The following is a 21,606-nucleotide window of genomic DNA, read 5'->3' on the forward strand; positions in this document are numbered from 1 at the left end:
GACGAGTGGCGGCCGGGCAGGGACGGGCTTGACCTTCCCATGATGGGAATCTTTACCCTTGATCTCCCGAATCCCGTTCCGAGGCCGCCATGTCGCCCAGCGCCACTCCTGCTCCCCCTGTCGACCCGTCTGCGAGCGTGCGCATCAGCGTGCCCGTCGACGGCATGACCTGTGCGTCCTGCGTTGGCCGGGTCGAGCGCGCGCTGGGCGCGGTCGCGGGCGTCCGTCAGGCGTCGGTCAACCTGGCCACCGAACGCGCGGACATCACCTTTGAGGGTGTGCCCGATGCACCGGCGGTTGCGGCGGCGATCGAGCATGCCGGCTACAAGGTGCGCGCCGCCACCACTGAACTGGTGATCCAGGCGATGACCTGCGCGTCGTGCGTGGGTCGCGTCGAGCGTGCGCTGACGGCGGTGCCCGGAGTGCTGGAGGCAAGCGTCAACCTCGCCACCGAGCGTGCGCGGGTGCGCCACCTGGACGGCGCGGTGGCCCTTGCCGACCTGATCGCGGCAGTCGAGCGGGCGGGCTATGTCGCCCAGGCGGTGTCGGCCGGCACCACGCAGTCGGCCGACGAGGACGCCGAACGCCGCGAAGCGGAGGACCGCTCGCTGCGGCGTGCGCTGACAGTGGCAGCGGCATTGACCCTGCCGGTGTTCGTGCTGGAGATGGGCGCCCATCTGATTCCAGCGCTGCACCACTGGGTGCAGCACACCCTGGGCGGACAGACCAACGCGTATGTGCAGTTCGTGCTGACCACGCTGGTGCTGTTCGGGCCGGGTCTGCGCTTCTTCCGCAAGGGCATCCCGGCACTGCTGCGGGGCGCGCCGGACATGAATTCGCTGGTGTCGGTCGGTACGGCGGCCGCGTATGGCTATTCCCTGGTGGCGACATTCGCACCGCAGGTGCTGCCGGCCGGCACCGCGAACATCTATTACGAGGCCGCGGCCGTGATTGTCACGCTGATCCTGCTCGGTCGCGTACTGGAAGCACGCGCGAAAGGGCGTACCTCGCAGGCGATCAAGCGCCTGGTCGGGCTGCAGGCCCGGACCGCACGGGTGGAACGCGATGGCCAGGTGCAGGAGATCGCGCTCGACCAGGTGGTGACCGGCGATGTCGTGCTGGTCCGGCCGGGCGAGAAGGTGCCGGTGGACGGTACGGTGGTCGACGGCAGCTCCTACGTGGATGAGAGCATGATCACCGGCGAACCGGTTCCGGTGGCCAAGCAGGCCGGGGCGAGCGTGGTTGGCGGCACGATCAACACCACCGGTGCGTTCCGCTTCGAGGTCACCCAGGTGGGCGCTGACACCGTGCTGGCGCAGATCATCCGCCTGGTCGAGCAGGCGCAGGGCAGCAAGCTGCCGATCCAGGCGCTGGTGGACAAGGTGACGTTGTGGTTCGTGCCGGCGGTGATGGCCGCCGCCGTGGTGACGTTCGTGGTGTGGCTGCTGTTCGGGCCCGCACCGGCGCTGAGTTTCGCGCTGGTCAACGCGGTGGCGTTGCTGATCATCGCCTGCCCCTGCGCGATGGGGCTGGCCACGCCGACCTCGATCATGGTCGGCACCGGCCGCGCGGCCGAGCTGGGCGTGCTGTTCCGCAAGGGCGAGGCGCTGCAGGCCCTGCGCGATGTGGGCGTGGTCGCGTTGGACAAAACCGGTACGCTGACCAAGGGGCGTCCGGAACTGACCGATCTGGAGATCGCCGACGGCTTCGCCTCCGACGAGGTGCTGGCCCTGGTGGCAGCGGTGGAGACGCAGTCCGAGCATCCGATCGGCGCGGCGATCGTGGCCGCCGCACGGCAGCGCAATCTGGCGCTGGCCGCTGTCGGGAACTTCGATGCGGTGCCGGGCTTTGGTGTCTCGGCCACGGTGGCCGGCCGCAGCGTCGCGGTGGGCGCGGACCGCTACATGACCCGGCTGGGACTGGATGTCACGGCGTTCGTCGCCACCGCCGGGCGCCTGGGCGCGCAGGGCCGCAGTCCGCTGTACGCGGCCATCGACGGCCGCCTCGCGGCGGTGATCGCGGTTGCCGATCCGATCCGTGAGACCACGCCCGAGGCGATCCGCGCGCTGCATGCGATCGGACTCAAGGTCGCGATGATCACCGGTGACAATGCCGCAACCGCTGCCGCCATCGCCGGCCAGCTCGGCATCGACGACGTGGTGGCCGAGGTGCTGCCCGACGGCAAAGTCGCCGCGCTGCAGCAGCTGCGTGCTACCGGCATGCGCGTTGCGTTCGTGGGCGACGGCATCAACGACGCCCCGGCGCTGGCCGCGGCCGATGTCGGGCTGGCGATTGGGTCGGGTACCGACGTGGCGATCGAGGCGGCGGATGTGGTGCTGATCTCCGGCGACCTGCGCGGCGTGGCCAATGCCATCGCGATCAGCAAGGCGACCATCCGCAACATCAAACAGAACCTGTTCTGGGCGTTCGCCTACAACGCGCTGTTGATTCCGGTGGCCGCCGGTGCGCTGTATCCGATCAGTGGCACCTTGCTCTCGCCGATCTTCGCGGCGGCCGCGATGGCGCTGTCCAGCGTGTTCGTGCTGGGCAACGCGTTGCGTCTCAAGCGCTTCCAGGCGCCCCATGTACCGGCGCGAGCCGGTACCCTCTGAACGGTCCACGAGAGGGTGAAGCCATGAACATCGGTGAAGCGGCGCAGTTTTCCGGCGTCTCGGCGAAGATGATCCGCTATTACGAACAGATCGGCCTGATTCCGAAGGCGCTGCGCTCGGAGGCCGGCTATCGCCACTACAGTCCCCAGGACGCGCACAGCCTGCGCTTCATCCGGCGTGCGCGCGACCTCGGCTTCTCGGTGGAACAGATCGCCGACCTGCTGGTGCTGTGGCGCGACCGCACCCGCGCCAGCGCCGATGTAAAGGCGATGGCACTCTCGCATGTGGCCGGATTGAAGGCGCGGATTGACGAACTGCAGGCGATGGTCGGCACTCTCGAACACCTCGCCGAGCACTGCCACGGCAATGACCGGCCCGATTGCCCGATCATCGCCGACCTGGCCGAACCGGCCGTCGACGCGGTGGCGCAGACGCCGCCGGCGGCGCGCAGAGCGCCGTTGTTCGGCGTCGATGCGCCGGTGCCGTCACGCCGCACCGGCACACGGAAAAACCGTTGACATTGCCATGCTGTCAGGCCGGAGAGTGATCGGACACCTTCACTCAACAGGTAGACACGATGTTCCAGTTCCACATTCCCAACATGACCTGCGGCGGCTGCGCCCATTCCGTGACCCGCGCGCTGCTCGATGCCGATCCTCGGGCCCGCATCGAAACCGATCCGTCCGCGCGCTCGGTGGAGGTCCAGTCGGAACGCGATGAAAGCGTCCTGCTGGCCGCCCTGCTCGCGGCAGGGTACCCGCACACCGCGCGGCCCGATGCCGCGCGCAGCTGACCGGGGGACCGCAATGCATGCCCGGCATCACCTCCTGGTGATCCTGCCCTCGCTCGCGGCGGAGGCGTCCCTGTGGGGACGCCTGGCCGGGCCGGCCGGCACGGCGCCGCCGGCCCCTGCTCAGCGGTGTCGGGCTGCCAGGGGCGCCGGCGGAACAGCGGCGGCGGACCAGGCCCGCAGGCCCATCACCGCAAGGCCGACGAAGACCAGGTAGAGCACGGCGGTCACGTGCAGCGACTTGACCAGGTACATGCCCACGTACACGACATCGACCAGGATCCACAGCCACCACGCCGCCACGTGCCGGCGCGCCTGCCACCACTGGGCCACCAGGCTCAGTGCGGCCAGCAGCGCATCCAGCCAGGGCAGGGCGGCATCGGTGAAGGTGTGCATTGCCGCACCCAGCGCGATGCCGGACACCACGCCGATGCCCAGGTCGCGCCACGCATGGCGAGCCGACAGCGGCGCAATGACGATCGCACCGTCTTCCACCGCATGCCGGCGCCAGCTGAGCCAGCCGTAGACCAGGAACGCGCCGAAGGCCACCTGCAGCAGCGTGTCCGAGTACAGGCGGGCCTCGATGAAGACCAGCGCATACAGGGCCACCGACAGCAGGCCGACCGGCCAGGCGATCATCCAGCGGCGCCCCATCATGGCGACGCCCGCCATGCTGACGATCGCCGCCGTCCACTCGAGCACGGCGGCGTTCACAGCCCGAACGTCACCGACAGGCGCGCCTGGCGCGGTGCGCCGGCGAACAGGTAGTAGTCGCCGGCGCTGCTGCCGGTATCGCGCCAATAGAAGCGATCGGTGACGTTGTCGACCGTGAGGTTCCAGGTCACCGGCCGCTCGCGCAGCAGATGGCGATAGCGCACGCCCACGTCGAACACGTGGTAGGCCGGTGCACGCACCGCTCCGTCGACCGTGGCCACGTTCGCGCCTGCATAGCGCCAGCCGCCGGTCACGCCCAGGCCCGGCACGGACGGCACCTGGTAATCGGCATGCACCGTGGCGCGCACCTTGGGCACGTTGACCAGTTGATGGCCCTCGTGGGCCGCAGTGCCGGTATCGTGCGCGCGCGCCTGCAGCACACTGGCACTGGCGTTCAGTTCAAGCCGCTCGGTCAGGTGGCCCTGTGCGGTGAGTTCCAGTCCGGTGTGGACCTGCTGTCCTGCCTGGACGAACGTGAAGCCGGCGTCGCTCTGGTCCGGCATGGCGTACTGGTAGGGCTGGGTAGTGCGGAACAGGGCCGCGCCGAGGGTCAGCGCATCGGCGGAGGCAAATTTGACGCCCACCTCGACCTGGCGCGACAGCATCGGTGCAAGGAAGGTGCCGTCATTGCTGGTCCAGAAGGGGGCCTCCTGGCCCAGCGCGATGCCACGGACGTAGCTGGCGTACGCACTGACCTCGTCGGTAGCCTTCCACACCAGCGCGGTCTGCGGCAGGAAGCGCGACAGCCGGCTGTGGCGTTCGGGGACGCCGGCCTTGCTGTAGGCGCGCTCGTTGAGACGTACGAAGCGGCCACCCGCCAGCCATTCCCAGTCGTCGCCAAGGCGCATCCGGTCCAGCGCGAACACCGCATTCTGCCGGCTGTCCAGGCGGCGCGCCGAGGCGCCCGGCTGCCGGGGCGACGGCGCGAACTGCGGCACCTGCGCGTCGTTGACGTTGGCCGTGCCCACGTATTCGTTGACGTTGCGGCGTTTATCCACCGTGCGCCGGAAGGTCTCCGCGCCGAAGGTCAGTGCGTGTTCGACGCGGCCGGTCCGCAGGGTGCCGCGCAGCTCGGCGCGTGCGGCCTGGTTGCGACGGGTGTCGTCCGGGCTGCGGTAGTCGTAGATGTCGTAGGCGCCATCCGGACCAAAGTAGTTGCCCGGCACGCTGCCATCGGCGCAGGACGCGGCGTAGTAGCAGCCGTAGGCGAAGGCGACGTTGTCGTCGATGACCGTGCGGCTGTGGCTGACCGAGACGCGCGACTGCCAGTCCGGGCTGAAGTCATAGGTGTGCAGCGCGGTGATGTTGGTGCTGTCGATGCCCACCGGCTGCTGCCAGGCCTGGTGGCCCAGCATGCGCGACCGGTCCACGCCGCGCGGCAGCACCGTGGCGCCAAGCAGCTGGTAACCGGAGGCCGAACGCTGCGCGCTGGTCTGGTAGTTGGCGTCCACCTCGAGCTTGCCGCGCTCGCCGATCAGCCAGTCGGCCGCCACCGAATAGAAATTGCGGCGACCGTCGGCATGGTCGATGTAGGAGGCGGTGTCCTCCCAGGCGGCGTTGACCCGCACGCCGAAACGCGGCGTCAGCCACTGGCCCACGTCCACAGCGGCATAGCGCGAGCCTTCGGCATCGGTGCCGAGGGTTGCCGTGCGCACGTCTGCGGCACGCTTGCCGACGTAGTTGATGATGCCGCCGGGCGACATCACGCCGGCGGCGAGGCCGGCTTCGCCCTTGAGTATCTCCACCGTCTGCACGTTCTCCAGCGCCAGCCGCTGCTCGCCGGCAATGGGCAGGCCGTTGAACCGGTACCCGGTGGCGGTATCCAGCGCGAAACCGCGGATGGCGATGTTCTGGTAGTAGCCGACCGGGGCATAGCTGTCGCCCAGCGACGCGTCCTGGGTCGCGATCTCGGACAGGGTGCGCAGGTGGCGGCGTTCGATCTGCGTCCGATCCAGCCGCGTCACCGAGGCCGGGGTGCTCTTCCAGTCGCCGGCGCCGAAACTGGTGGACTGCGCGGTATCGGCGGCCGGCTGGCGGGCCTGCACGCGCACCGCAGCCAGCTCGGTCGGCGAGCGGTCGGCGGAATCCGGGGCAGGTTCGGCCGCGTACAGCGGCAGGGCGGCGCACAATGCGACGGTGAGCAACGCAGGGGAATAGCAGCGGTTCATTCGATTCGTCATCAGCCAGCAAAAGGAGACGAAGCGACGGCGCGCGCGCATCGACCGTCAACGGTCCCTGCGCCCACTGCTCAAAGCTCCCTACGCCGGTGCAAACCGGATCAGGTTCCAAGGGACTCTCTCAGCCTGGTTTTTGCCAGGCACCCCCGCTTCAGCGGCTATTTCACACCAATTGGCGCGCGTTTGCGAGCACGGGTTCAGGCAGCGGCATGCAACCCCGCCAGCAGCGCGGTGCCGCGGGGCGTGCCGAACCACTGCGCATGGCCCAGCAGGAAGGTCCGGTAGGCCACATGTGCGTTGGGCGTGGACCGCGTCACGCCGTGGAAGTACTCCACCTCGGACAGGGCGAAATCCAGGTGCACCAGCGGCAGCAGGTCCGCCAGCAGATGAACGCGTGCCGCCGACAGCGGCAGTACGGCCCGGTACCCGTCGACCAGCGCCAGCGCGATATCGGGCCGGACCGGCATCGTGCCGTCCAGGTCCAGCCAGGCGATCGCATTGCGCTCGATCGCGGTGGCGAGGTCGAACAGGGCGCTGGTCGGCGAGGCCAGGCCGAAGTCGAGCACCGTGCCGACCCGGTCGCCGGTGACGTCCTGGTGCCAGAGCAGGTTGGACACGTGCCAGTCGTTGTGTGCCCACAATCGCGGTTCCTGGTCCAGGCGCACGCCCACGCGCGCATGCCAGGGCAGCAGATCGCGCTGCAGATCGTCCTGCCAGGCGGTGCCGGCCAGGTAGTCGGCGAGGGCGGGGCGCTCGTCCAGCTGCGCGGCGAGCGCCGCGAGCGGGTCGCGGGCACGGATCAGGTCGTCGCGGGCCACCAGCAGATGGGTGCCGCGCTGGGCGGCGGTGTAACCGGCAGCGGCCTGGTGCAGTTCTGCGAGGGCGCGGCCGGCTTCACGGGCGTGGCCCACGTCGGTCAGCGGTGTCCAGGACGGTGCGTCGCGATACAGGTCGACGCCGTGGCCCACACGATGCAGTTCGTACGTCCAGCCGGCATGCTCGACCGCTGTTGCGCCATCCCGGTCACGCAGCAGTGAAGCCACCGGAACGCCCCGTGTGGCGAGGTGGTCGATGAACCCGTGCTCTTCCTGCAGGGTGGCGGCGCTGCGCACGGTGGCGTGGTGCCGCTTGACGAACACCGCATCCGCGCCGTGGCCGACGATGGCCGCCGCGGACAGCGGGCGGGGACTGTGCCACTGCAGCGCTGCATCCCCCTGCAACGCAGGGAAGCGCGTGCGCAGCCAGGCGATCTCGGTCGCATCGATGGCGGGCCAGTCGGGGGCCACCTCGTCGTTGTCGAGGCCCTGGACGCGGTGGTTGGGAAGGGTCATGGCGTGGCGGTCGGAGACGGTGCTGCGGGGACAGGCCGACGGGCCTGCCGTCGCAGCGGGGGTGCACATGCTACTCCGCCCGGCGCGGTGCTCACACCGTCCATGTCGCTTCCTGGCCCGCAGGCAGGTGCATCAGCTGGTCGAGCTGGCGCAGCGCCCGATGCAGCGCCTGGCGGTCGGCGGCTGCCCCCAGCGAGATCCGTACGGCATCGCTGATTGCCACGCCTTCCGGCGTGAAGGCCGACGACGGCGCGATGCCGAGGCCCTGCAGGCGGGCGGCGTGGGTCAGGCTGACATCGGTCCAGTGCGCGGGCAACCGGCACCAGGCGTGCACGCCGGCGCAGGCCTGCAGGAACCGGGGCGACAGCGCGGAGCGCGCCAGGTAGCGTCGCTCGGCGGCCTCGTCCTGAACCAGCCTGAGCATTGCCTGCGCCGAGCCGTCCAGGATCAACTGGGTGACCAGTGCGTTCATCAGGGGCGGTGCCATCAGGTTGACGGCACGCAGCGCATCCAGCACCGCCTGCCGGGCGACGCCGTCGGGCAGGTGCACGAATGCGGTGTGCAGCCCCGGGCTGAGGCATTTGGACAGGGTGGAGATGTAACAGGTGTGCGCGGGCGCGAGCAGCGCGAGCGGGGCAGGCGCATCCTCGGCAAGCAGCCAGTACGGGTCGTCCTCGATCAGATGCAGGTCCTGCGCGCGCAGCACCTCGGCCAACGCGCGCCGACGGGCGTCGGGCAGCGTGTGTGCGGTGGGATTCTGCGCGGTCGGGTTGAGGTAGACCACGCGCGCGCCGGTGGTGCGGGCAAGCCGGCGCAGCGCGTCCGGGCGCATGCCGTGCTCGTCGCTGTCCACCACCTGCAGACGCCGCTGCAGCACCCGTGCGGCGTGCAGCAGGCCGGGGTACACCAGCGGCTCGCACAGCACCGTATCGCCTGCGTCGGTCAGGGCCAGCAGCAACGCCGACAACGCTGCCTGCGCGCCTTCGGTGACCACCAGCCGTGCCGGCTCGCATCGACCCAGGATGGGTTTCAGCCACTGGGCGGCCGCCAACTGGTCGGCCGCGCTGCCGCCGCCGACGTGGTAGGTCATCAGGTTGCCGGCATCGCTGCGGGTCAGTACCGACGACAGCCCGCGCCGCAGCACCTCGGCCACCTGGCTGCCGCCGGGGCTCGGCGGCAGGTTCATGCTCAGGTCGACCAGCTGCGCCAGCTCGACCTGCGGCGGTGCCACGAACGAACCCAACGGCCCGCGCGCGTCGATCAGCCCGCGCTTGCGTGCCTCGTTGAAGGCGCGGGTGATCGTGGTCAGGTCCACGCCAAGCTCGCTGGCCAGGCTGCGCTGCGCCGGCAGGCGTTGGCCGGGGCGCAGCGTGCCGGACCAGACCGCGCGCTCCAGCGCCTGCACGATGCGCAGGCACACCGGCCCGTGGCCGTCGGCGATGAGGCGCTGCCACTCGGCGGTCGTTGCGTTCATTGCCGCATCTTACCCGCCGCCGCACAGGCGCCGGCGACAGTGTGTCGCATCATGTATGGATCATGTCGTTGCCTAACGTACGCGGCTGCGGCGGGCACCCCCCATGCATATCGGTCATGCAGGGGGGCGTCCGCCACTTTCCTGTTACGGGCCGCCCCGGCCCGGGTACCGCGTTGGAAGGGCCGTCACGCATGAACCCAGCTATACACACCGCTCGCCGGACGCCATCGTCCGGCCGCCGCAACGCCGGACGATGGTTCGGCCTCGCCGCCCTGCTGCCGCTGCTTTCAGGGTGCAGCAACCTGGAGCTGTTCAATCCCAAGGGCAGTATCGCCGAGCAGGAGATGCAGCTGATCCTGGTCTGTACCGGACTGATGCTGCTGGTGGTAGTGCCGGTGATCCTGCTCACGCTGTACTTCGCGTGGCGCTACCGCGAATCCAACACCCGGGCGACCTACGCACCGGACTGGTCGCACTCCACCGCGATCGAAGTGGTCGTGTGGACCATTCCGTGCCTGATCGTGGTGGTGCTGGGCGTGCTGATCTGGCGCAGCACGCACGCGCTGGACCCGTACCGGCCGATTGCCTCGGACAAGGCGCCGCTGCGCGTGGAAGTGGTGGCACTCAATTGGAAGTGGCTGTTCATCTACCCCGACCACAACGTGGCCACGGTGAACGAGCTGGTGATGCCGGTCGATACGCCGGTGGCGTTCAAGCTGACCTCCGAGTCGATGATGAACGCCTTCTTCGTGCCGCAGCTTGGCAGCATGGTGTACACAATGGCCGGCATGCAGACCCGCCTGCACCTGATCGGTCACACGCCAGGCACCTACGCCGGCATGTCCTCGGCCTACAGCGGCTCGGGCTTCTCGGACATGAAGTTCGATGCACGCGTGGTCACCGAGGCGGACTTCCAACAGTGGCTGGTGCAGGCCCGCGGTACCGGGGAGCACCTGGGCGCGACGCGCCTGGAGGTCCTGGAAACGCCGACCCACGGCGCACCGATGCAGCGCTTCGCCAGCGTCGATGCCGGCCTGTTCTCCAGCGTGGTGCGTCGCTACGGCGGCATGCCCGACGACGAAATCTGCCTGCCGGGCGAGGAGCCTGGCGCCACATCCCAACTGGTGAGCCTGGCCGCGCCTGCCAGCCGTACCGCGGAGAACTGATTGTGCTTGGAAAGTTGAACCTGGAAGCGATTCCCTACCACGACCCGATCATCATGTCGGCACTGGCGGGCTCGGTGCTGCTGGGCGCGGCGATCATCGCGGCCATCACGTACTACAGGAAGTGGGGCTATCTGTGGACCGAGTGGATCACCTCGGTGGACCACAAGAAGATCGGTGTGATGTACATCATCCTGGCGCTGGTCATGCTGGTGCGAGGCTTTGCAGACGCTCTGATGATGCGCGCCCAGCAGGCGATCGCCGCCAACGATGCGGCCGGTTACCTGCCGCCGGAGCATTACGACCAGATCTTCACCGCGCACGGCGTGATCATGATCTTCTTCGTGGCGACCCCGCTCATCGTGGGCCTGATGAACGTGGTGGTGCCGCTGCAGATCGGCGCGCGCGACGTCGCGTTCCCGTTCGTGAACGCGCTCAGTTTCTGGCTGTCGGCGGTGGGCGCGGTGCTGGTGATGGCGTCGATGTTCGTCGGCGACTTCGCCGCCACCGGCTGGGTGGCCTATCCGCCGCTGTCGGGGATCGAGTACAGCCCCACAGTGGGCGTGGACTACTACATCTGGTCGCTGCAGGTATCGGGTATCGGCACCACGCTGACCGGCCTGAACTTCATCGTGACCATCCTCAAGATGCGTGCGCCGGGCATGGACCTGATGAAGATGCCGGTGTTCACCTGGACCGCGCTGATCACCAACATCCTGATCGTGGCGATCTTCCCGGTGCTGACCGCGACGTTGGCGCTGCTGACGATGGATCGCTACTTCGGCATGCACTTCTTCACCAATGATGCCGGCGGCAACGCCATGATGTACGTCAATCTGATCTGGATCTGGGGCCATCCGGAAGTCTACGTGCTGATCCTGCCGTGCTTCGGCGCGTTCTCCGAGATCATCGCCACCTTCTCCGGCAAGCCGCTGTTCGGCTACCGTTCGATGGTCTACGCGACCTCGTCCATCGGCATCCTGTCGTTCTTTGTGTGGCTGCACCACTTCTTCACGATGGGCTCGGGCGCGAACGTCAATGCGTTCTTCGGCATCATGACCTCGATCATCTCCATTCCTACCGGGGTGAAGCTGTTCAATTGGCTGTTCACCATGTACCGGGGGCGCATCCGCTACCACTCCTCGACGATGTGGACGATCGGCTTCATGGTCACCTTCGCACTGGGTGGCATGACCGGCGTGATGCTCGCCATTCCGGGCGCGGACTTCGTTCTGCACAACAGCCTGTTCCTGATCGCGCACTTCCATAACGTGATCATCGGTGGCGTGGTGTTCGGCTGCCTGGCCGGCATCAGCTTCTGGTTCCCGAAAGCGTTCGGTTTCACCCTCAACGAGCGCTGGGGCAAGATCTCCTTCTGGTGCTGGCTGATCGGCTTCTACCTGGCCTTCATGCCGCTGTACGTGCTTGGCTTCAAGGGCATGACCCGGCGCATGAACCACTACGCGATCGACGGCTACCAGCCGTGGCTGATCGTGGCGGCCATCGGTGCACTGGTGATCGCTGCCGGTATCGCGGCGATGTTCATCCAGTTCTACGTCAGCGTGCGCGACCGCAAGGCCAACCAGGACCTGACCGGCGACCCGTGGAATGCGCGCAGCCTGGAATGGGCGACGTCCTCGCCGCCGCCGTTCTACAACTTCGCCAGGCTGCCGGTGATCACGTCGCTGGAACAGCATTGGGACGACAAGCAGCATGGCCGCGCCTGGCAGCGGCAGGACCACTACGAGGACATCCATATGCCACGCAACACCGCCTCCGGCGTGGTGATCTCGGCGTTCAGTCTGGTGCTGTGCTTCGCGCTGGTCTGGCATATGTGGGTGCTGGCCGGCATCGGTCTGGTCGGTGTGATCGCCACGTTCGTGCTGCGTTCCTATGACCGCGACGTGGACTACTACGTGCCCGCGGCCGAGGTGAAACGCATCGAAGAGGCGCACCTTGCGCAGATGGAAGGAGCCAGGGCATGAGCGGCGATACCCGGAGTGCAGCGCCGCTGCACGAGACACGCGACGTCGGCCGGCACCACGCCGCGCACGAGCACCATGACGACGGCAGCAAGACCGTCGTCGGATTCTGGATGTACCTGATGGGCGACTGCCTGATCTTCGCGGTGCTGTTCGCGACGTTCGGGGTGCTGCTCAACGGGACCGCCGACGGCCCCAGCGGCAAGGAGCTGTTCAAGCTGGGGTTCGTGCTGTCCGAGACGGTGGTGCTGCTGCTCAGCAGCTTCACCTTCGGCCTGGCGATGCTTGGCATGCAGGCCGGGCGACGCAACCAGGTGGTCGGCTGGCTCGCCGTAACGGGTGTGCTGGGTGCAGTGTTCATCGGCATGGAACTGTACGAGTTCGCCGAACTGATCCATGAGGGCGCAACCCCGGATGTGAGCGCCTACCTGTCGGCGTACTTCACCCTGGTGGCCACGCACGGCCTGCACGTCACGTTCGGCCTGCTGTGGCTGGCCATCATGATCCACCAGGTCCTGACGTTCGGCCTGGATGGCATCGTGCGCCGCCGCCTGGCCTGCCTGAGCCTGTTCTGGCACTTCCTGGATCTGATCTGGATCTGTGTGTTCACCTTCGTCTACCTGCGGGAGTTCGTATGAGCCACTCTGCTGCCGATGCCGATCACGGCGGTGGCCACGCCACCCTGAAGGGCTACATCGCCGGTCTGGTGCTGTGCCTGGTGCTGACCGGCGCGTCGTTTGGCGTGGTCATGACCGAACTGGTGCCCCAGCCGCTGCGGCTCACCTCCATCGTGGTGCTGTGCGTGGTGCAGCTGGTGGCCCAGCTGGTGCTGTTCCTGCATATCGGGGCTGGCCGCAGCCAGCGGGAGAACACCGGCATCTTCCTGTGCACGGCGTTCCTGATCGCCATCGTGGTGGCCGGCTCGCTATGGGTGATGCACAACGCCATGCTCAACATGATGCCGATGCAATGACGCACGTGTCTGGCGTCCTGCTCGCGGCCATCCTGACCGGTGCCGGCGCGGTGTGCTCGCCCGGGGATGCGGTTGCCGCACCTGCTGCGGCCCCGGGGATCACCTACGATGCAGCGTGGATCCGGCTGCCGCCGCCGGCGGCGCAGGTCGCGGCGGGCTACATCCAGCTGCACAATGCCGGCGCTGACGACCGCCTGGTGGGCGCAACCTGCAAGGACGTCGCGCAGGTGCAGATCCACGCGATGCGCATGGACGGGGATGTGATGCGCATGCACGCATTGCCGGATGGCCTGCCGTTGGCTGCCCGGGCCTCGGAAGCGCTGCAGCCCGGCGGTTACCACCTCATGTTGATGACCCCCAAGCGGCCATTGCAGGAGGGTCAGGTGGTCCGCGTGCTGCTGCAGTTCGAACGCGCGGGAACGCTGCCGGTGGACTTCGTGGTGCGCAACGCTGACGCGATGTCGGGGGGTGCCCGGTGAGCGCGTTGCGGACAGTGGTGCTGGCGGCGTGCGGGGTGCTGGCGGCCTGCCAGGCGGCCGATGCGCCGGTGATGGGGCAGGCCGCGCTGCAGTCGGTGGCATTGCAGAGCAGCGACGGCCGGCGCCTGTCCATCGCCGGGCTGCGGGGCCAGCCGACGCTGTTGTTCTTCGGCTTCACCCACTGCCCCGAGGTGTGCCCGCTGAGCCTGTACAAGGCGGTGCAGTTCAAGCGCCGGCTGGGTCCACTTGGCGACCGCCTGCAGGTGGTATTCGTGACGGTCGATCCGGCACGCGATACGCCGGCGCACCTGCGCGAGTACCTGGCCGCGTTTGATCCCGGCTTCATCGGCCTGTCCGGCGACGAGGCCGGCACCCGTGCCGTGGCTGAAAGCCTGGGCGTGACGTACCGCCGCGTGGGCGAGGGTGACGCGGCGACCTTCGAACACACCGCGTCCTGGTTCCTGCTGGGTGCCGATGGCGCGCTCCAGGACGTGTACGGCTACGCGCTGGACGACCGCGAAATCGAAGCGAGGCTGCGCGCGCGCCTGGCCGTGCCGGGCGAATGAACCCGGCAGCGCCGGCACGCGTGGGCGGACCGGATGCGGTGCTGCTGCTGGCATCCGCGGGCTGCGCACTGACCGTGCTGGACACCAACGTGGTGGGCGTGGTGCTGCCGACCATCGCAAGGGATCTGTCGGCCAGCTTCGCCGATATCGAGTGGGTGGTGAGCGCCTACGTCCTGTGCTTCGCCTCGCTGCTGCTGCCGGCCGGAACGCTGGCCGACCGGATCGGTCGCCGGCGGCTGTACGTCATCGGGCTCCTGTTGTTTGCGGCGACCTCGGTGGCCTGCGGGGCGGCCGCGAGCGCGCCGGTGCTGTACCTGGCACGGGGCGGGCAGGGCGCGGCGGCGGCATTCATGCTGGCGCCAGCGCTGTCGCTGATCGGCCATGCGCACCAGGGCGCTGCGTCGCGTGCGCGGGCGTGGGCGGTCTGGGGCGCGATCATGGGCCTGACGATGGTGCTGGCACCGCTGATCGGGGGTGTGATCGCAACCTGGCTGGGCTGGCGTTGGGCCTTCCACCTGAACCTGCCGCTGTGCCTGCTGCTGGCCGCGATGAGCGCGCGCCGCATCGCCGACTCCTGCGATCCGCAGCGACGACCGCTCGATGTGCCGGGCGTGCTGCTGTTCGCCGGCGCGATGCTGGCATGGACGTGGGGATTGATCCGAGGCCCTGTGGCGGGTTGGTCGAGCGTGACGGTGCTGCCCTGGCTGTTCGCCGCCGCCGCGCTGGCCGGCGCCTTTGTGGTGGTCGAGCGCCTCCTTGCGCAGCCGATGCTCGACCTGGGCCTGTTCCGGTACCCGGCGGTGGTCGGTGCGGTGGTCGCGATGTTCGCCTATGCCGCAGCGGTGCAGGTAATGGCCTCGCTGCTGCCGCTGTTGCTGCAGAACGTACGCGGCGACAGTGTGCTGGAGGCCGCGCTGCACATGCTGCCGTTTGCGCTGGCCATGCTGTTGATGCCCTTCGCTGGGCGTCGTCTCGGCCGCCGCTGGCCGACCGGCAGGCTGCTGGCGCTCGGCCTTGGTGTGGCGGTGCTTGGCAACCTCGGCATCGCACTGGCGCTGTGGCGGCACAGTGACCTGGGCCTGCTGCTGTCAATGGCGGTGCTGGGCAGCGGGGGCGGGCTGCTCAATGGCGAAACGCAGAAGGCGATCATGAGCGTGATGCCGCCCGAGCGCGCGGGCATGGCCTCCGGGATCAGTACGACCGCGCGGTTCTCGGGCATTCTGCTCGGCTTCGCCACGCTGGGCGCGGTGCTGTCGAGCCAGGTACGCGCCACGGCGGCACAGTCCTTTGCCGAGGCCGGTCACGCCGTGTCGCCGGCCCTGCTGGAGCGCGTGGTGGTGGGCGAGCTGTCGATGGCCGCCGATGGCATGGGGCACCTGGCACGCCAGGCGTATGCAGGCGGCGCGGTGTATGCGTTCCTGACGGCGGCGGGCATCGCACTGGCCGCACTGGCGCTGACCGGGGTATTGATGCGACCACCGGTCAGGGCGCGCGGGCGTGCAGCGCCCAGCAGGCGGCGGTGAAGGCCACTGTGTCGCCATCGATGAAGGGCGCGAACGCCGCGTCCATCGCCGCCAGCACGCGGGTGCGGCGCGCGGCATCGACGTCCGGGTCACGCAGCGCCTGGCCCACCGGACCCAGCAGGGCCACGTAGCGCGTCAGCTCCGCACGCGTGATGCGGCAGACCACGTCCAGCGGTTCAATCCGGATATCGGTCCAGCCGCTCGCTGCCAGCAGGTCCGCGACCGCGTCGCGGTCGGCGAACGCGAACTGCCCCGGGCCGCCCGTGGGGCGCGGCGGCAGCGGGAGCAGCGGTGCCGCCGCGCGTTCGGCGGTGGTCATGAACGGGTTCTCGGCCGCCGCGCGCCAGACGATGGCGTGCAGGGCGCCGCCGGTGCGGGTGGCATCGCGCAGTCCGGCAAAGGCACGCTGCGGATCGTCAAAGAACATCACCCCGAAGCGTGACACCACGCGGTCAAGGCGGGCGGCTGGAAAGGCATGGCGCTGTGCGTCGGCGACCAGGAAGGTTGCCGCCACGGCATCGTCGCGCGCCCTTGCGCGTGCGGTGTCGATCATCGGTGCGGAGATGTCGACGCCCGTACAGTGGCCATCGGTGCCCAGCCGGCCGGCAATTGCCAGGCTCACCGCGCCGGTGCCGCAGCCGACATCGAGCACCTGCCAATCCGCGCCCGGCGGGACCGCATCGGCGAGCACCCGCGCCAGGGGCGCGAACATGGCGTCGAGCAGGCACTGCGCCTGCACCCACGCCTGGCCGGCCGGGCCATTCCACAGCGCGTGTTGGGGGGTGTCGGTCATCGCGGACTCGCTTCGGACTTGCCAGCAGGGGAGGGAGCCCGCACTGTGCCACTTCAAGTGCACATGAGGTCAAGCCATGCAGGAAATGGATATCGCCGAGGTCGCTCGCCGCTCGGGACTGGCGGCCTCGGCACTCCGCCACTACGAGAGCGTGGGACTGATCCGCGCGATCGGGCGGCGCGGGCTGCGCCGGGTGTTCGATGCCGGCGTGCTGGAGCAGTTGGCGTTGATCGCACTGGGGCGCGCGGCGGGCATGACCCTGCAGGACATCGGTGCGCTGCTCGGCACGGCAGGGGCGGGCGGCTTCGACCGCGCGCAGCTGAGCGCCAGGGCTGATGCACTCGACCGCAGCATCCAGACCATGATCCGCGTGCGCGATGGTCTGCGCCACGCGGCCGCGTGCCGCGCATCCAGCCATCTGGCGTGTCCGCGCTTCCGCGCCTTGATGCGGCGCGCGGCGGGACCACGCTGACGCTCTGCTGGCGGATCGGTGTACTCACCGCCCGGATCGACAGCGGCGTGCATTGGCGGCACGGGTACGACCGCACGCTGGTCAGCCTGCCAGCGTATCCACCAGCAGCTTCACGTTGAGCACCACAATCACCGCTGCGATCACCCAGGACAGTGCGATCAGCCAGCGCGGGGCGACCAGCACCCCCATTCGGGTCCTGTCGGATACGAAGCGGACCAGCGGAATCACCGCAAACGGCAGCTGCATGGACAGCAGTACCTGGCTGAGCACCAGCAGCCGCGCGGTGCCCTGGTCGCCGTAGAGGGCGGTCACGACCACCACCGGGACGATGGCGATGCCGCGGGTGATCAAACGGCGCGCCCACGGCGCGATGCGCAGCCGCAGAAAGCCCTCCATCACGATCTGGCCCGCCAGCGTCGCGGTCACCGTGGAGTTGATGCCCGAGGCGAGCAGGGCAACGGCGAACAGCGTAGAAGCCAGTCCCACGCCCAGCATGGGTGCCAGCAGCTCATGGGCCTGCTCGATGTCCTGCACGTCGGTGCGGCCGTGTGCATGGAACACGGCCGCCGCCAGGATCAGGATCGAGGCATTGATGAACAAGGCCAGCATCAGCGCCAGGGTGCTGTCGGCCACCGCCCAGCGCAGCGCACTGCGGCGGCCGGGGTCGGTGCGTGGATACGCGCGGGTCTGCACGATCGAGGAATGCAGATACAGGTTGTGCGGCATCACCGTGGCGCCGATGATGCCGATGGCCAGGTACAGCGCCTGCGGGTTGGTCACCACCTCGGCATGCGGGATGAAGCCGGCCAGCACGGCCTGCAGCGGCGGCGCGGCCAGCACGATCTGGACCGCGAAGCAGCCGAAAATCACCAGCAGCAGCGCGATGACGAACGCTTCCAGTGCGCGGAAACCGCGATGCATCAGCAGCAGCACCAGCACGACGTCCACGGCCGTGATGACCGCGCCGGCAAGGAGCGGAATGCCGAACAGCAGCTTCAGTGCAATGGCGGTACCGATGACTTCGGCCAGGTCACAGGCGATGATCGCCATCTCGCACAGCAGCCACAGGCCCAGGTTCACCGGCCGACTGAAATGGTCGCGGCAGGCTTGGGCGAGGTCGCGGCCGGTGGCGATGCCCAGCCGCGCTGACAGGCCCTGCAACACGATCGCCATCAGGTTGGACAGCAGGATCACCGACAGCAGCAGGTAGCCGAACTGCGCGCCACCGGCGATGTCGGTCGCCCAGTTGCCCGGATCCATGTAGCCCACCGACACCATGTAGCCCGGGCCGAGGAAGGCCAGCAGGCGGAACCACCAATGGCCCCCACTCGGCACGGCCACGCTGGCGTTCATCTCACCCAGGCTCGGGCCGTGTCCGGCCGCCGCCGGCCAGGCGGGGTCTGCAGGAGCGGGGAGGCGAGGGCGGTCCATGCCTCAATATAGCAAAGGCTATATTAGTAAGTAATTGCAATATCAGGCCGTATCGCCTCGTGAACCGGCCACGCCGGAGAGGGGGTGGGCTCTGGCGGGCAATGCCACCGTCTTAACCGCAGACCGCGTATCGTCATCGCTCTTTCGTTGAGCAGGTGATGCATGCGCTGGATTGTGTTGTTGGCCGCAATGGCCATGCCGGTCGTCTCGTGGTTTTCGCAGTCCGGCATGTTCGGTCCGACCAATGGCGCCATCTCCGACCGCTATCCCACCCTGCTGGTGGCGGCCGGTTACGCCTTTGCGATCTGGGGCCTGATCTTCCTGTGGGACGTGGTGTTCGGGCTGTGGCAGATGCGTCGGCGCAAGCCCGATCTCGATGGCGTGCGCGGCTGGGCGGCCGCCGGTTTCGCGCTGACCGCCGCGTGGATGCCGGTGTTCTCCAACCAGTGGTTCCTGCCGGCGCTGGCCATCATCTGGGCTGCCTTGATCTGCCTGCTGGTGGCTGCGTTCCGCGCGTCGCCGCTCAACGCCAGCGGCGCCCAGCGCGCCTGGGCTGCCTACCCCCTGGCGCTGCATGCGGGTTGGTTGAGCATGGCCGCCTTCCTCAACACCGCGCAGGTCATCGTGGCCTACCAGTGGTTGCCCACCCAGAACATGTTCGGCTGGAGCGTGGTGCTGCTGGTGATGGCCACGCTGCTGGCGTGGTGGGCCAACCATCGCCTGCGCGGTCATTTCGCCTATCCGGCCGCCGTGGTCTGGGCGCTGGTGGGCGTACACATCAAGCAGTCCGGCTGGACCCTGCCGGGTGCGGACAGCATCGCCGTGCTTGCGTTGGCAGCCGGTGCGCTGCTGGTCCTGCAGACCCTGCTGCTGCGGGCACGCGCCTGGCGCCATCCGGTGCCGGCGGTCGTCGCAGCGCACCGTCACCGGCGCTGAGCGCAGCGCCGTCTTCCATCCTTTCAGGAGATCCCCCATGACGATCCCGCTCCGTGTTGCACCGTTCCCCACCCCGCGCGACGCCGCCTGCCGCGTCGGGAGCCGCTGATGCGGGCGGCCCTGCATGACCGTTTCGGCGAGCCGGCCGATGTGCTGCGCTGCGACCAGGCCCGCCTGCCCGAGCCGGACACGGGCGAGGTACGCATCCGCACCGTCCTGGCCCCCATCCACAACCACGACCTGTGGACCGTGCGCGGGCGCTACGGCTACAAGCCGCCGCTGCCCGCCATTGGCGGCAGCGAGGCAACCGGCGTCATTGATGCCCTCGGCGCCGGCGTGGAAGGACTGCAGGTTGGGCAGCGGGTCAGCGCGGCTTCGGTGCACGGCACCTGGGCCGAGGCCTTCATCGCTCCGGCACGCATGGTCATTCCGATGCCCGACGCGATCGGGGACGAGGTGGCCGCGCAATTGATCGCCATGCCGCTGAGCGCGCTGATGCTGCTGGAGTTCCTGCAGGTGCGGCCGGGTCAATGGATCCTGCAGAACGCGGCCAACGGCGCGGTGGGCAAGGCGCTGGCGATGCTGGCCAAGGCGCGCGGGGTGCACTGCGTGAACCTGGTGCGTCGCGATGACGGCGTGGCCGACATGGCGGCGCTGGGCATCGAGCACACCGTCTCCACCGCACGCTCGGACTGGATGGCCCAGCTGCAGACACTGGTGGGCGAGCAGTCCATCGCCGCGGCGGTCGACTCGGTCGGCGGCCGGGCCAGCAGCGAGCTGATGACCCTGCTCGGCGACGGCGGCACGCTGGTGTCGTTCGGGTCGATGAGCGGCGAGCCCATGCAGCTCAATTCGGGCGACGTGATCTTCAAGCAGGCCACGGTCAAGGGCTTCTGGGGCAGCAAAGTCAGCCAGGCGATGGCACCGGACGACAAACGGCGTCTGGTCGGCGAGCTGCTGCAGCTGGCGGCCAACGGCGGCCTGAGCCTGCCCGTGGAAGGGGTGTACGGTCTGGAGGACGTGGCCGCCGCGGCGCGTGCCAGCCTCGAAGCGGGTCGCAGCGGCAAGGTGCTGCTGCGGCCCTGAGTCGGGCCGCGGACGGGGGTGAGGAAAGCGTTCGTTACCGCACGCGCGTTGGGGTTCCGTGGCTGGCTCGCCCGCGCCTGTGCCGGCCGCTGCGGTGACGATGATAAAATCGGCGTTTTCCCGCCACCCGACGCGAGCACGCCATGAACGACGCCACCTTCTACCCGATCGGCACCCCCGGCCAGCCGTGGGGGGCCGCGGAGAAGGCGCAGTGGCGTGCGCGCCAGCTGCCGCAGCGGCGCTATGCCGATGACGTGCTGCCGGCGGTGGAGGCCCTGCGCGATACGTTCGATGTCAGCCAGTACGGCACGCTCGAGTACGCGCCGGACCAGTACCCGCTGTTCGCCGTGCGCAGCCGCGACTGGAACCCGTCGTTGCCCACCATGCTGGTCACCGGGGGCATTCATGGGTACGAAACCAGCGGCGTGCAGGGCGCGCTGCAGTTCCTGCAGACGCGTGCTGCCGGGTACGCAGGCCGTGCCAATCTGCTGGTGGTGCCGTGTGTGAGCCCGTGGGGCTATGAGCGCATCCAGCGCTGGAACGCCGATGCGATCGATCCGAACCGCTCCTTCGTGCCCAACAGCCCGGCCGCCGAATCGGCGGCGTTGACCGCTCTGGTCGCGCCGTTGCGCGGCAGTATCGTGATGCACATCGATCTGCACGAGACCACCGACACCGATGAAACCGAGTTCCGCCCGGCGCTGGCCGCGCGCGACGGCAAACCGTTCGAGCCGGGCCTGATCCCGGACGGCTTCTATCTGGTCGATGACACCGAAAACCCGCAGCCGGCCTTCCAGACTGCGGTGAATGCAGCGGTGGAGCAGGTGACCCATATCGCACCGGCCGACGACAAGGGCGAGATCATCGGCTCGCCGGTGGTGGCGCCGGGGGTGATCGAGTACCCCCTGAAGAAGCTGGGCCTGTGCGCCAGCGTGAGCGGCGCCCGCTACACCACCACGACCGAGGTGTACCCGGACAGCCCGCGTGCCACCCCGCAGCAGTGCAACGATGCGCAGGTGGCGGCGATCTGCGCGGCGATCGACTACGCGCTGACGCACTGAAGGCACCGCTGCGTCGCCGTGGGTGCGATCCAGTCGCCTTTGC

Annotated in this window: 20 protein-coding genes and 1 riboswitch; of the genes, 14 read left to right on the forward strand and 6 right to left on the reverse strand. The window is 68.8% G+C overall.

The genetic code is table 11. The annotated features are described in order from the left end of the window. The first annotated feature begins 89 nt into the window (after window positions 1-89). Genes ACPEH8_RS13355 through ACPEH8_RS13365 form a run of 3 tightly spaced genes read left to right on the forward strand, consistent with a single transcriptional unit; the run spans window position 90 to window position 3,405 of the window. Window positions 90-2,612, forward strand: a complete 2,523-nt coding sequence (locus ACPEH8_RS13355) for a heavy metal translocating P-type ATPase (RefSeq protein ID WP_423667064.1) — start codon at window positions 90-92, stop codon at window positions 2,610-2,612. Window positions 2,613-2,635: 23 nt separating this feature from the next. Further along, a complete protein-coding gene (cueR, locus tag ACPEH8_RS13360; RefSeq protein WP_153164032.1) occupies window positions 2,636-3,130 on the forward strand; it encodes a Cu(I)-responsive transcriptional regulator in 495 nt (164 codons plus the stop codon). 59 nt (window positions 3,131-3,189) lie between these two features. Beyond that, window positions 3,190-3,405: a heavy-metal-associated domain-containing protein gene (locus ACPEH8_RS13365; protein WP_017356205.1), complete on the forward strand. Its 216-nt coding sequence runs from the start codon at window positions 3,190-3,192 to the stop codon at window positions 3,403-3,405. 120 nt (window positions 3,406-3,525) lie between these two features. On the opposite strand, the gene pnuC is transcribed toward ACPEH8_RS13365, so the two are convergent. The 4 genes from pnuC to ACPEH8_RS13385 all read right to left on the reverse strand — a co-directional run bounded on the left by pnuC (window position 3,526) and on the right by ACPEH8_RS13385 (window position 9,098). Next, on the reverse strand, window positions 3,526-4,116 hold the full coding sequence (gene pnuC, locus ACPEH8_RS13370) for a nicotinamide riboside transporter PnuC (protein WP_017356206.1): 591 nt from the start codon (window positions 4,114-4,116) through the stop codon (window positions 3,526-3,528). Then, a complete protein-coding gene (locus tag ACPEH8_RS13375; protein WP_017356207.1) occupies window positions 4,113-6,284 on the reverse strand; it encodes a TonB-dependent siderophore receptor in 2,172 nt (723 codons plus the stop codon). Before ACPEH8_RS13375 ends, pnuC begins: the two co-directional genes overlap by 4 nt. Window positions 6,285-6,354: 70 nt before the next feature. Beyond that, window positions 6,355-6,451: riboswitch (TPP riboswitch) on the reverse strand. Window positions 6,452-6,490: 39 nt separating this feature from the next. After that, window positions 6,491-7,624: a phosphotransferase enzyme family protein gene (locus tag ACPEH8_RS13380; RefSeq protein WP_423667066.1), complete on the reverse strand. Its 1,134-nt coding sequence runs from the start codon at window positions 7,622-7,624 to the stop codon at window positions 6,491-6,493. Between the two features lie 91 nt (window positions 7,625-7,715). Continuing rightward, the gene (locus ACPEH8_RS13385; protein WP_423667069.1) at window positions 7,716-9,098 is read right to left on the reverse strand and encodes a PLP-dependent aminotransferase family protein; all 1,383 of its coding nucleotides are present in this window, start codon (window positions 9,096-9,098) and stop codon (window positions 7,716-7,718) included. Between the two features lie 191 nt (window positions 9,099-9,289). On the opposite strand from ACPEH8_RS13385, the gene cyoA reads away from it, so the two are divergent. Genes cyoA through ACPEH8_RS13420 form a run of 7 tightly spaced genes read left to right on the forward strand, consistent with a single transcriptional unit; the run spans window position 9,290 to window position 15,784 of the window. Then, complete coding sequence (cyoA, locus tag ACPEH8_RS13390; protein ID WP_153164037.1) at window positions 9,290-10,264, forward strand: ubiquinol oxidase subunit II; 975 nt, start codon at window positions 9,290-9,292, stop codon at window positions 10,262-10,264. 2 nt (window positions 10,265-10,266) lie between these two features. Beyond that, the gene (cyoB, locus tag ACPEH8_RS13395; RefSeq protein WP_423667072.1) at window positions 10,267-12,246 is read left to right on the forward strand and encodes a cytochrome o ubiquinol oxidase subunit I; all 1,980 of its coding nucleotides are present in this window, start codon (window positions 10,267-10,269) and stop codon (window positions 12,244-12,246) included. After that, window positions 12,243-12,881, forward strand: coding sequence for a cytochrome o ubiquinol oxidase subunit III (cyoC, locus tag ACPEH8_RS13400; protein WP_017356212.1), 639 nt, complete (start codon window positions 12,243-12,245; stop codon window positions 12,879-12,881). Before cyoB ends, cyoC begins: the two co-directional genes overlap by 4 nt. After that, window positions 12,878-13,216, forward strand: a complete 339-nt coding sequence (gene cyoD, locus ACPEH8_RS13405; RefSeq protein WP_017356213.1) for a cytochrome o ubiquinol oxidase subunit IV — start codon at window positions 12,878-12,880, stop codon at window positions 13,214-13,216. Before cyoC ends, cyoD begins: the two co-directional genes overlap by 4 nt. Next, window positions 13,213-13,695 carry a copper chaperone PCu(A)C gene (locus tag ACPEH8_RS13410; protein WP_423667075.1) on the forward strand — a complete coding sequence of 161 codons (483 nt, stop codon included), beginning with the start codon at window positions 13,213-13,215 and terminating at the stop codon, window positions 13,693-13,695. The genes cyoD and ACPEH8_RS13410 overlap by 4 nt, the downstream gene beginning before the upstream one ends. Further along, the gene (locus tag ACPEH8_RS13415; RefSeq protein ID WP_229296405.1) at window positions 13,692-14,261 is read left to right on the forward strand and encodes an SCO family protein; all 570 of its coding nucleotides are present in this window, start codon (window positions 13,692-13,694) and stop codon (window positions 14,259-14,261) included. The genes ACPEH8_RS13410 and ACPEH8_RS13415 overlap by 4 nt, the downstream gene beginning before the upstream one ends. Further along, complete coding sequence (locus tag ACPEH8_RS13420; protein ID WP_423667078.1) at window positions 14,258-15,784, forward strand: MFS transporter; 1,527 nt, start codon at window positions 14,258-14,260, stop codon at window positions 15,782-15,784. Before ACPEH8_RS13415 ends, ACPEH8_RS13420 begins: the two co-directional genes overlap by 4 nt. Here the strand turns inward: ACPEH8_RS13420 and ACPEH8_RS13425 are convergent. Further along, the gene (locus ACPEH8_RS13425; protein WP_423667081.1) at window positions 15,744-16,577 is read right to left on the reverse strand and encodes a class I SAM-dependent methyltransferase; all 834 of its coding nucleotides are present in this window, start codon (window positions 16,575-16,577) and stop codon (window positions 15,744-15,746) included. The genes ACPEH8_RS13420 and ACPEH8_RS13425 overlap by 41 nt on opposite strands. A 76-nt stretch (window positions 16,578-16,653) precedes the next feature. Here ACPEH8_RS13425 and ACPEH8_RS13430 point away from each other — a divergent pair, with 76 nt between their 5' ends. Beyond that, on the forward strand, window positions 16,654-17,049 hold the full coding sequence (locus ACPEH8_RS13430; RefSeq protein WP_017356448.1) for a MerR family transcriptional regulator: 396 nt from the start codon (window positions 16,654-16,656) through the stop codon (window positions 17,047-17,049). A gap of 81 nt (window positions 17,050-17,130) precedes the next feature. On the opposite strand, the gene ACPEH8_RS13435 is transcribed toward ACPEH8_RS13430, so the two are convergent. Next, window positions 17,131-18,480: an Nramp family divalent metal transporter gene (locus tag ACPEH8_RS13435; protein ID WP_423667084.1), complete on the reverse strand. Its 1,350-nt coding sequence runs from the start codon at window positions 18,478-18,480 to the stop codon at window positions 17,131-17,133. A 162-nt stretch (window positions 18,481-18,642) separates the two neighbouring features. Between ACPEH8_RS13435 and ACPEH8_RS13440 the strand changes: the two genes are divergently transcribed. From ACPEH8_RS13440 to ACPEH8_RS13450, 3 genes are all read left to right on the forward strand, one after another. Then, window positions 18,643-19,416, forward strand: a complete 774-nt coding sequence (locus tag ACPEH8_RS13440) for a hypothetical protein (protein WP_423667087.1) — start codon at window positions 18,643-18,645, stop codon at window positions 19,414-19,416. 108 nt (window positions 19,417-19,524) lie between these two features. Further along, a complete protein-coding gene (locus ACPEH8_RS13445; protein ID WP_017356451.1) occupies window positions 19,525-20,502 on the forward strand; it encodes a zinc-binding dehydrogenase in 978 nt (325 codons plus the stop codon). Between the two features lie 143 nt (window positions 20,503-20,645). Next, window positions 20,646-21,563, forward strand: a complete 918-nt coding sequence (locus tag ACPEH8_RS13450) for a M14 family metallopeptidase (RefSeq protein ID WP_136004860.1) — start codon at window positions 20,646-20,648, stop codon at window positions 21,561-21,563. The last annotated feature ends 43 nt before the right edge of the window (window positions 21,564-21,606 follow it).

The organism is Stenotrophomonas sp. NPDC077461 (assembly GCF_049545475.1).
GTDB lineage: Bacteria > Pseudomonadota > Gammaproteobacteria > Xanthomonadales > Xanthomonadaceae > Stenotrophomonas > Stenotrophomonas nematodicola.

Bases quoted from the DNA above. Each gene is read 5' to 3' on its own strand.
- ACPEH8_RS13355 (WP_423667064.1), top strand. From the start codon at position 90: ATGTCGCCCAGCGCCACTCCTGCTCCCCCTGTCGACCCGTCTGCGAGC.
- cueR (WP_153164032.1), top strand. From the start codon at position 2,636: ATGAACATCGGTGAAGCGGCGCAGTTTTCCGGCGTCTCGGCGAAGATG.
- ACPEH8_RS13365 (WP_017356205.1), top strand. From the start codon at position 3,190: ATGTTCCAGTTCCACATTCCCAACATGACCTGCGGCGGCTGCGCCCAT.
- ACPEH8_RS13375 (WP_017356207.1), bottom strand. From the start codon at position 6,284: ATGAACCGCTGCTATTCCCCTGCGTTGCTCACCGTCGCATTGTGCGCC.
- ACPEH8_RS13380 (WP_423667066.1), bottom strand. From the start codon at position 7,624: ATGACCCTTCCCAACCACCGCGTCCAGGGCCTCGACAACGACGAGGTG.
- ACPEH8_RS13385 (WP_423667069.1), bottom strand. From the start codon at position 9,098: ATGAACGCAACGACCGCCGAGTGGCAGCGCCTCATCGCCGACGGCCAC.
- cyoA (WP_153164037.1), top strand. From the start codon at position 9,290: ATGAACCCAGCTATACACACCGCTCGCCGGACGCCATCGTCCGGCCGC.
- cyoC (WP_017356212.1), top strand. From the start codon at position 12,243: ATGAGCGGCGATACCCGGAGTGCAGCGCCGCTGCACGAGACACGCGAC.
- cyoD (WP_017356213.1), top strand. From the start codon at position 12,878: ATGAGCCACTCTGCTGCCGATGCCGATCACGGCGGTGGCCACGCCACC.
- ACPEH8_RS13410 (WP_423667075.1), top strand. From the start codon at position 13,213: ATGACGCACGTGTCTGGCGTCCTGCTCGCGGCCATCCTGACCGGTGCC.
- ACPEH8_RS13420 (WP_423667078.1), top strand. From the start codon at position 14,258: ATGAACCCGGCAGCGCCGGCACGCGTGGGCGGACCGGATGCGGTGCTG.
- ACPEH8_RS13425 (WP_423667081.1), bottom strand. From the start codon at position 16,577: ATGACCGACACCCCCCAACACGCGCTGTGGAATGGCCCGGCCGGCCAG.
- ACPEH8_RS13430 (WP_017356448.1), top strand. From the start codon at position 16,654: ATGCAGGAAATGGATATCGCCGAGGTCGCTCGCCGCTCGGGACTGGCG.
- ACPEH8_RS13435 (WP_423667084.1), bottom strand. From the start codon at position 18,480: ATGGACCGCCCTCGCCTCCCCGCTCCTGCAGACCCCGCCTGGCCGGCG.
- ACPEH8_RS13440 (WP_423667087.1), top strand. From the start codon at position 18,643: ATGCGCTGGATTGTGTTGTTGGCCGCAATGGCCATGCCGGTCGTCTCG.
- ACPEH8_RS13445 (WP_017356451.1), top strand. From the start codon at position 19,525: ATGCGGGCGGCCCTGCATGACCGTTTCGGCGAGCCGGCCGATGTGCTG.
- ACPEH8_RS13450 (WP_136004860.1), top strand. From the start codon at position 20,646: ATGAACGACGCCACCTTCTACCCGATCGGCACCCCCGGCCAGCCGTGG.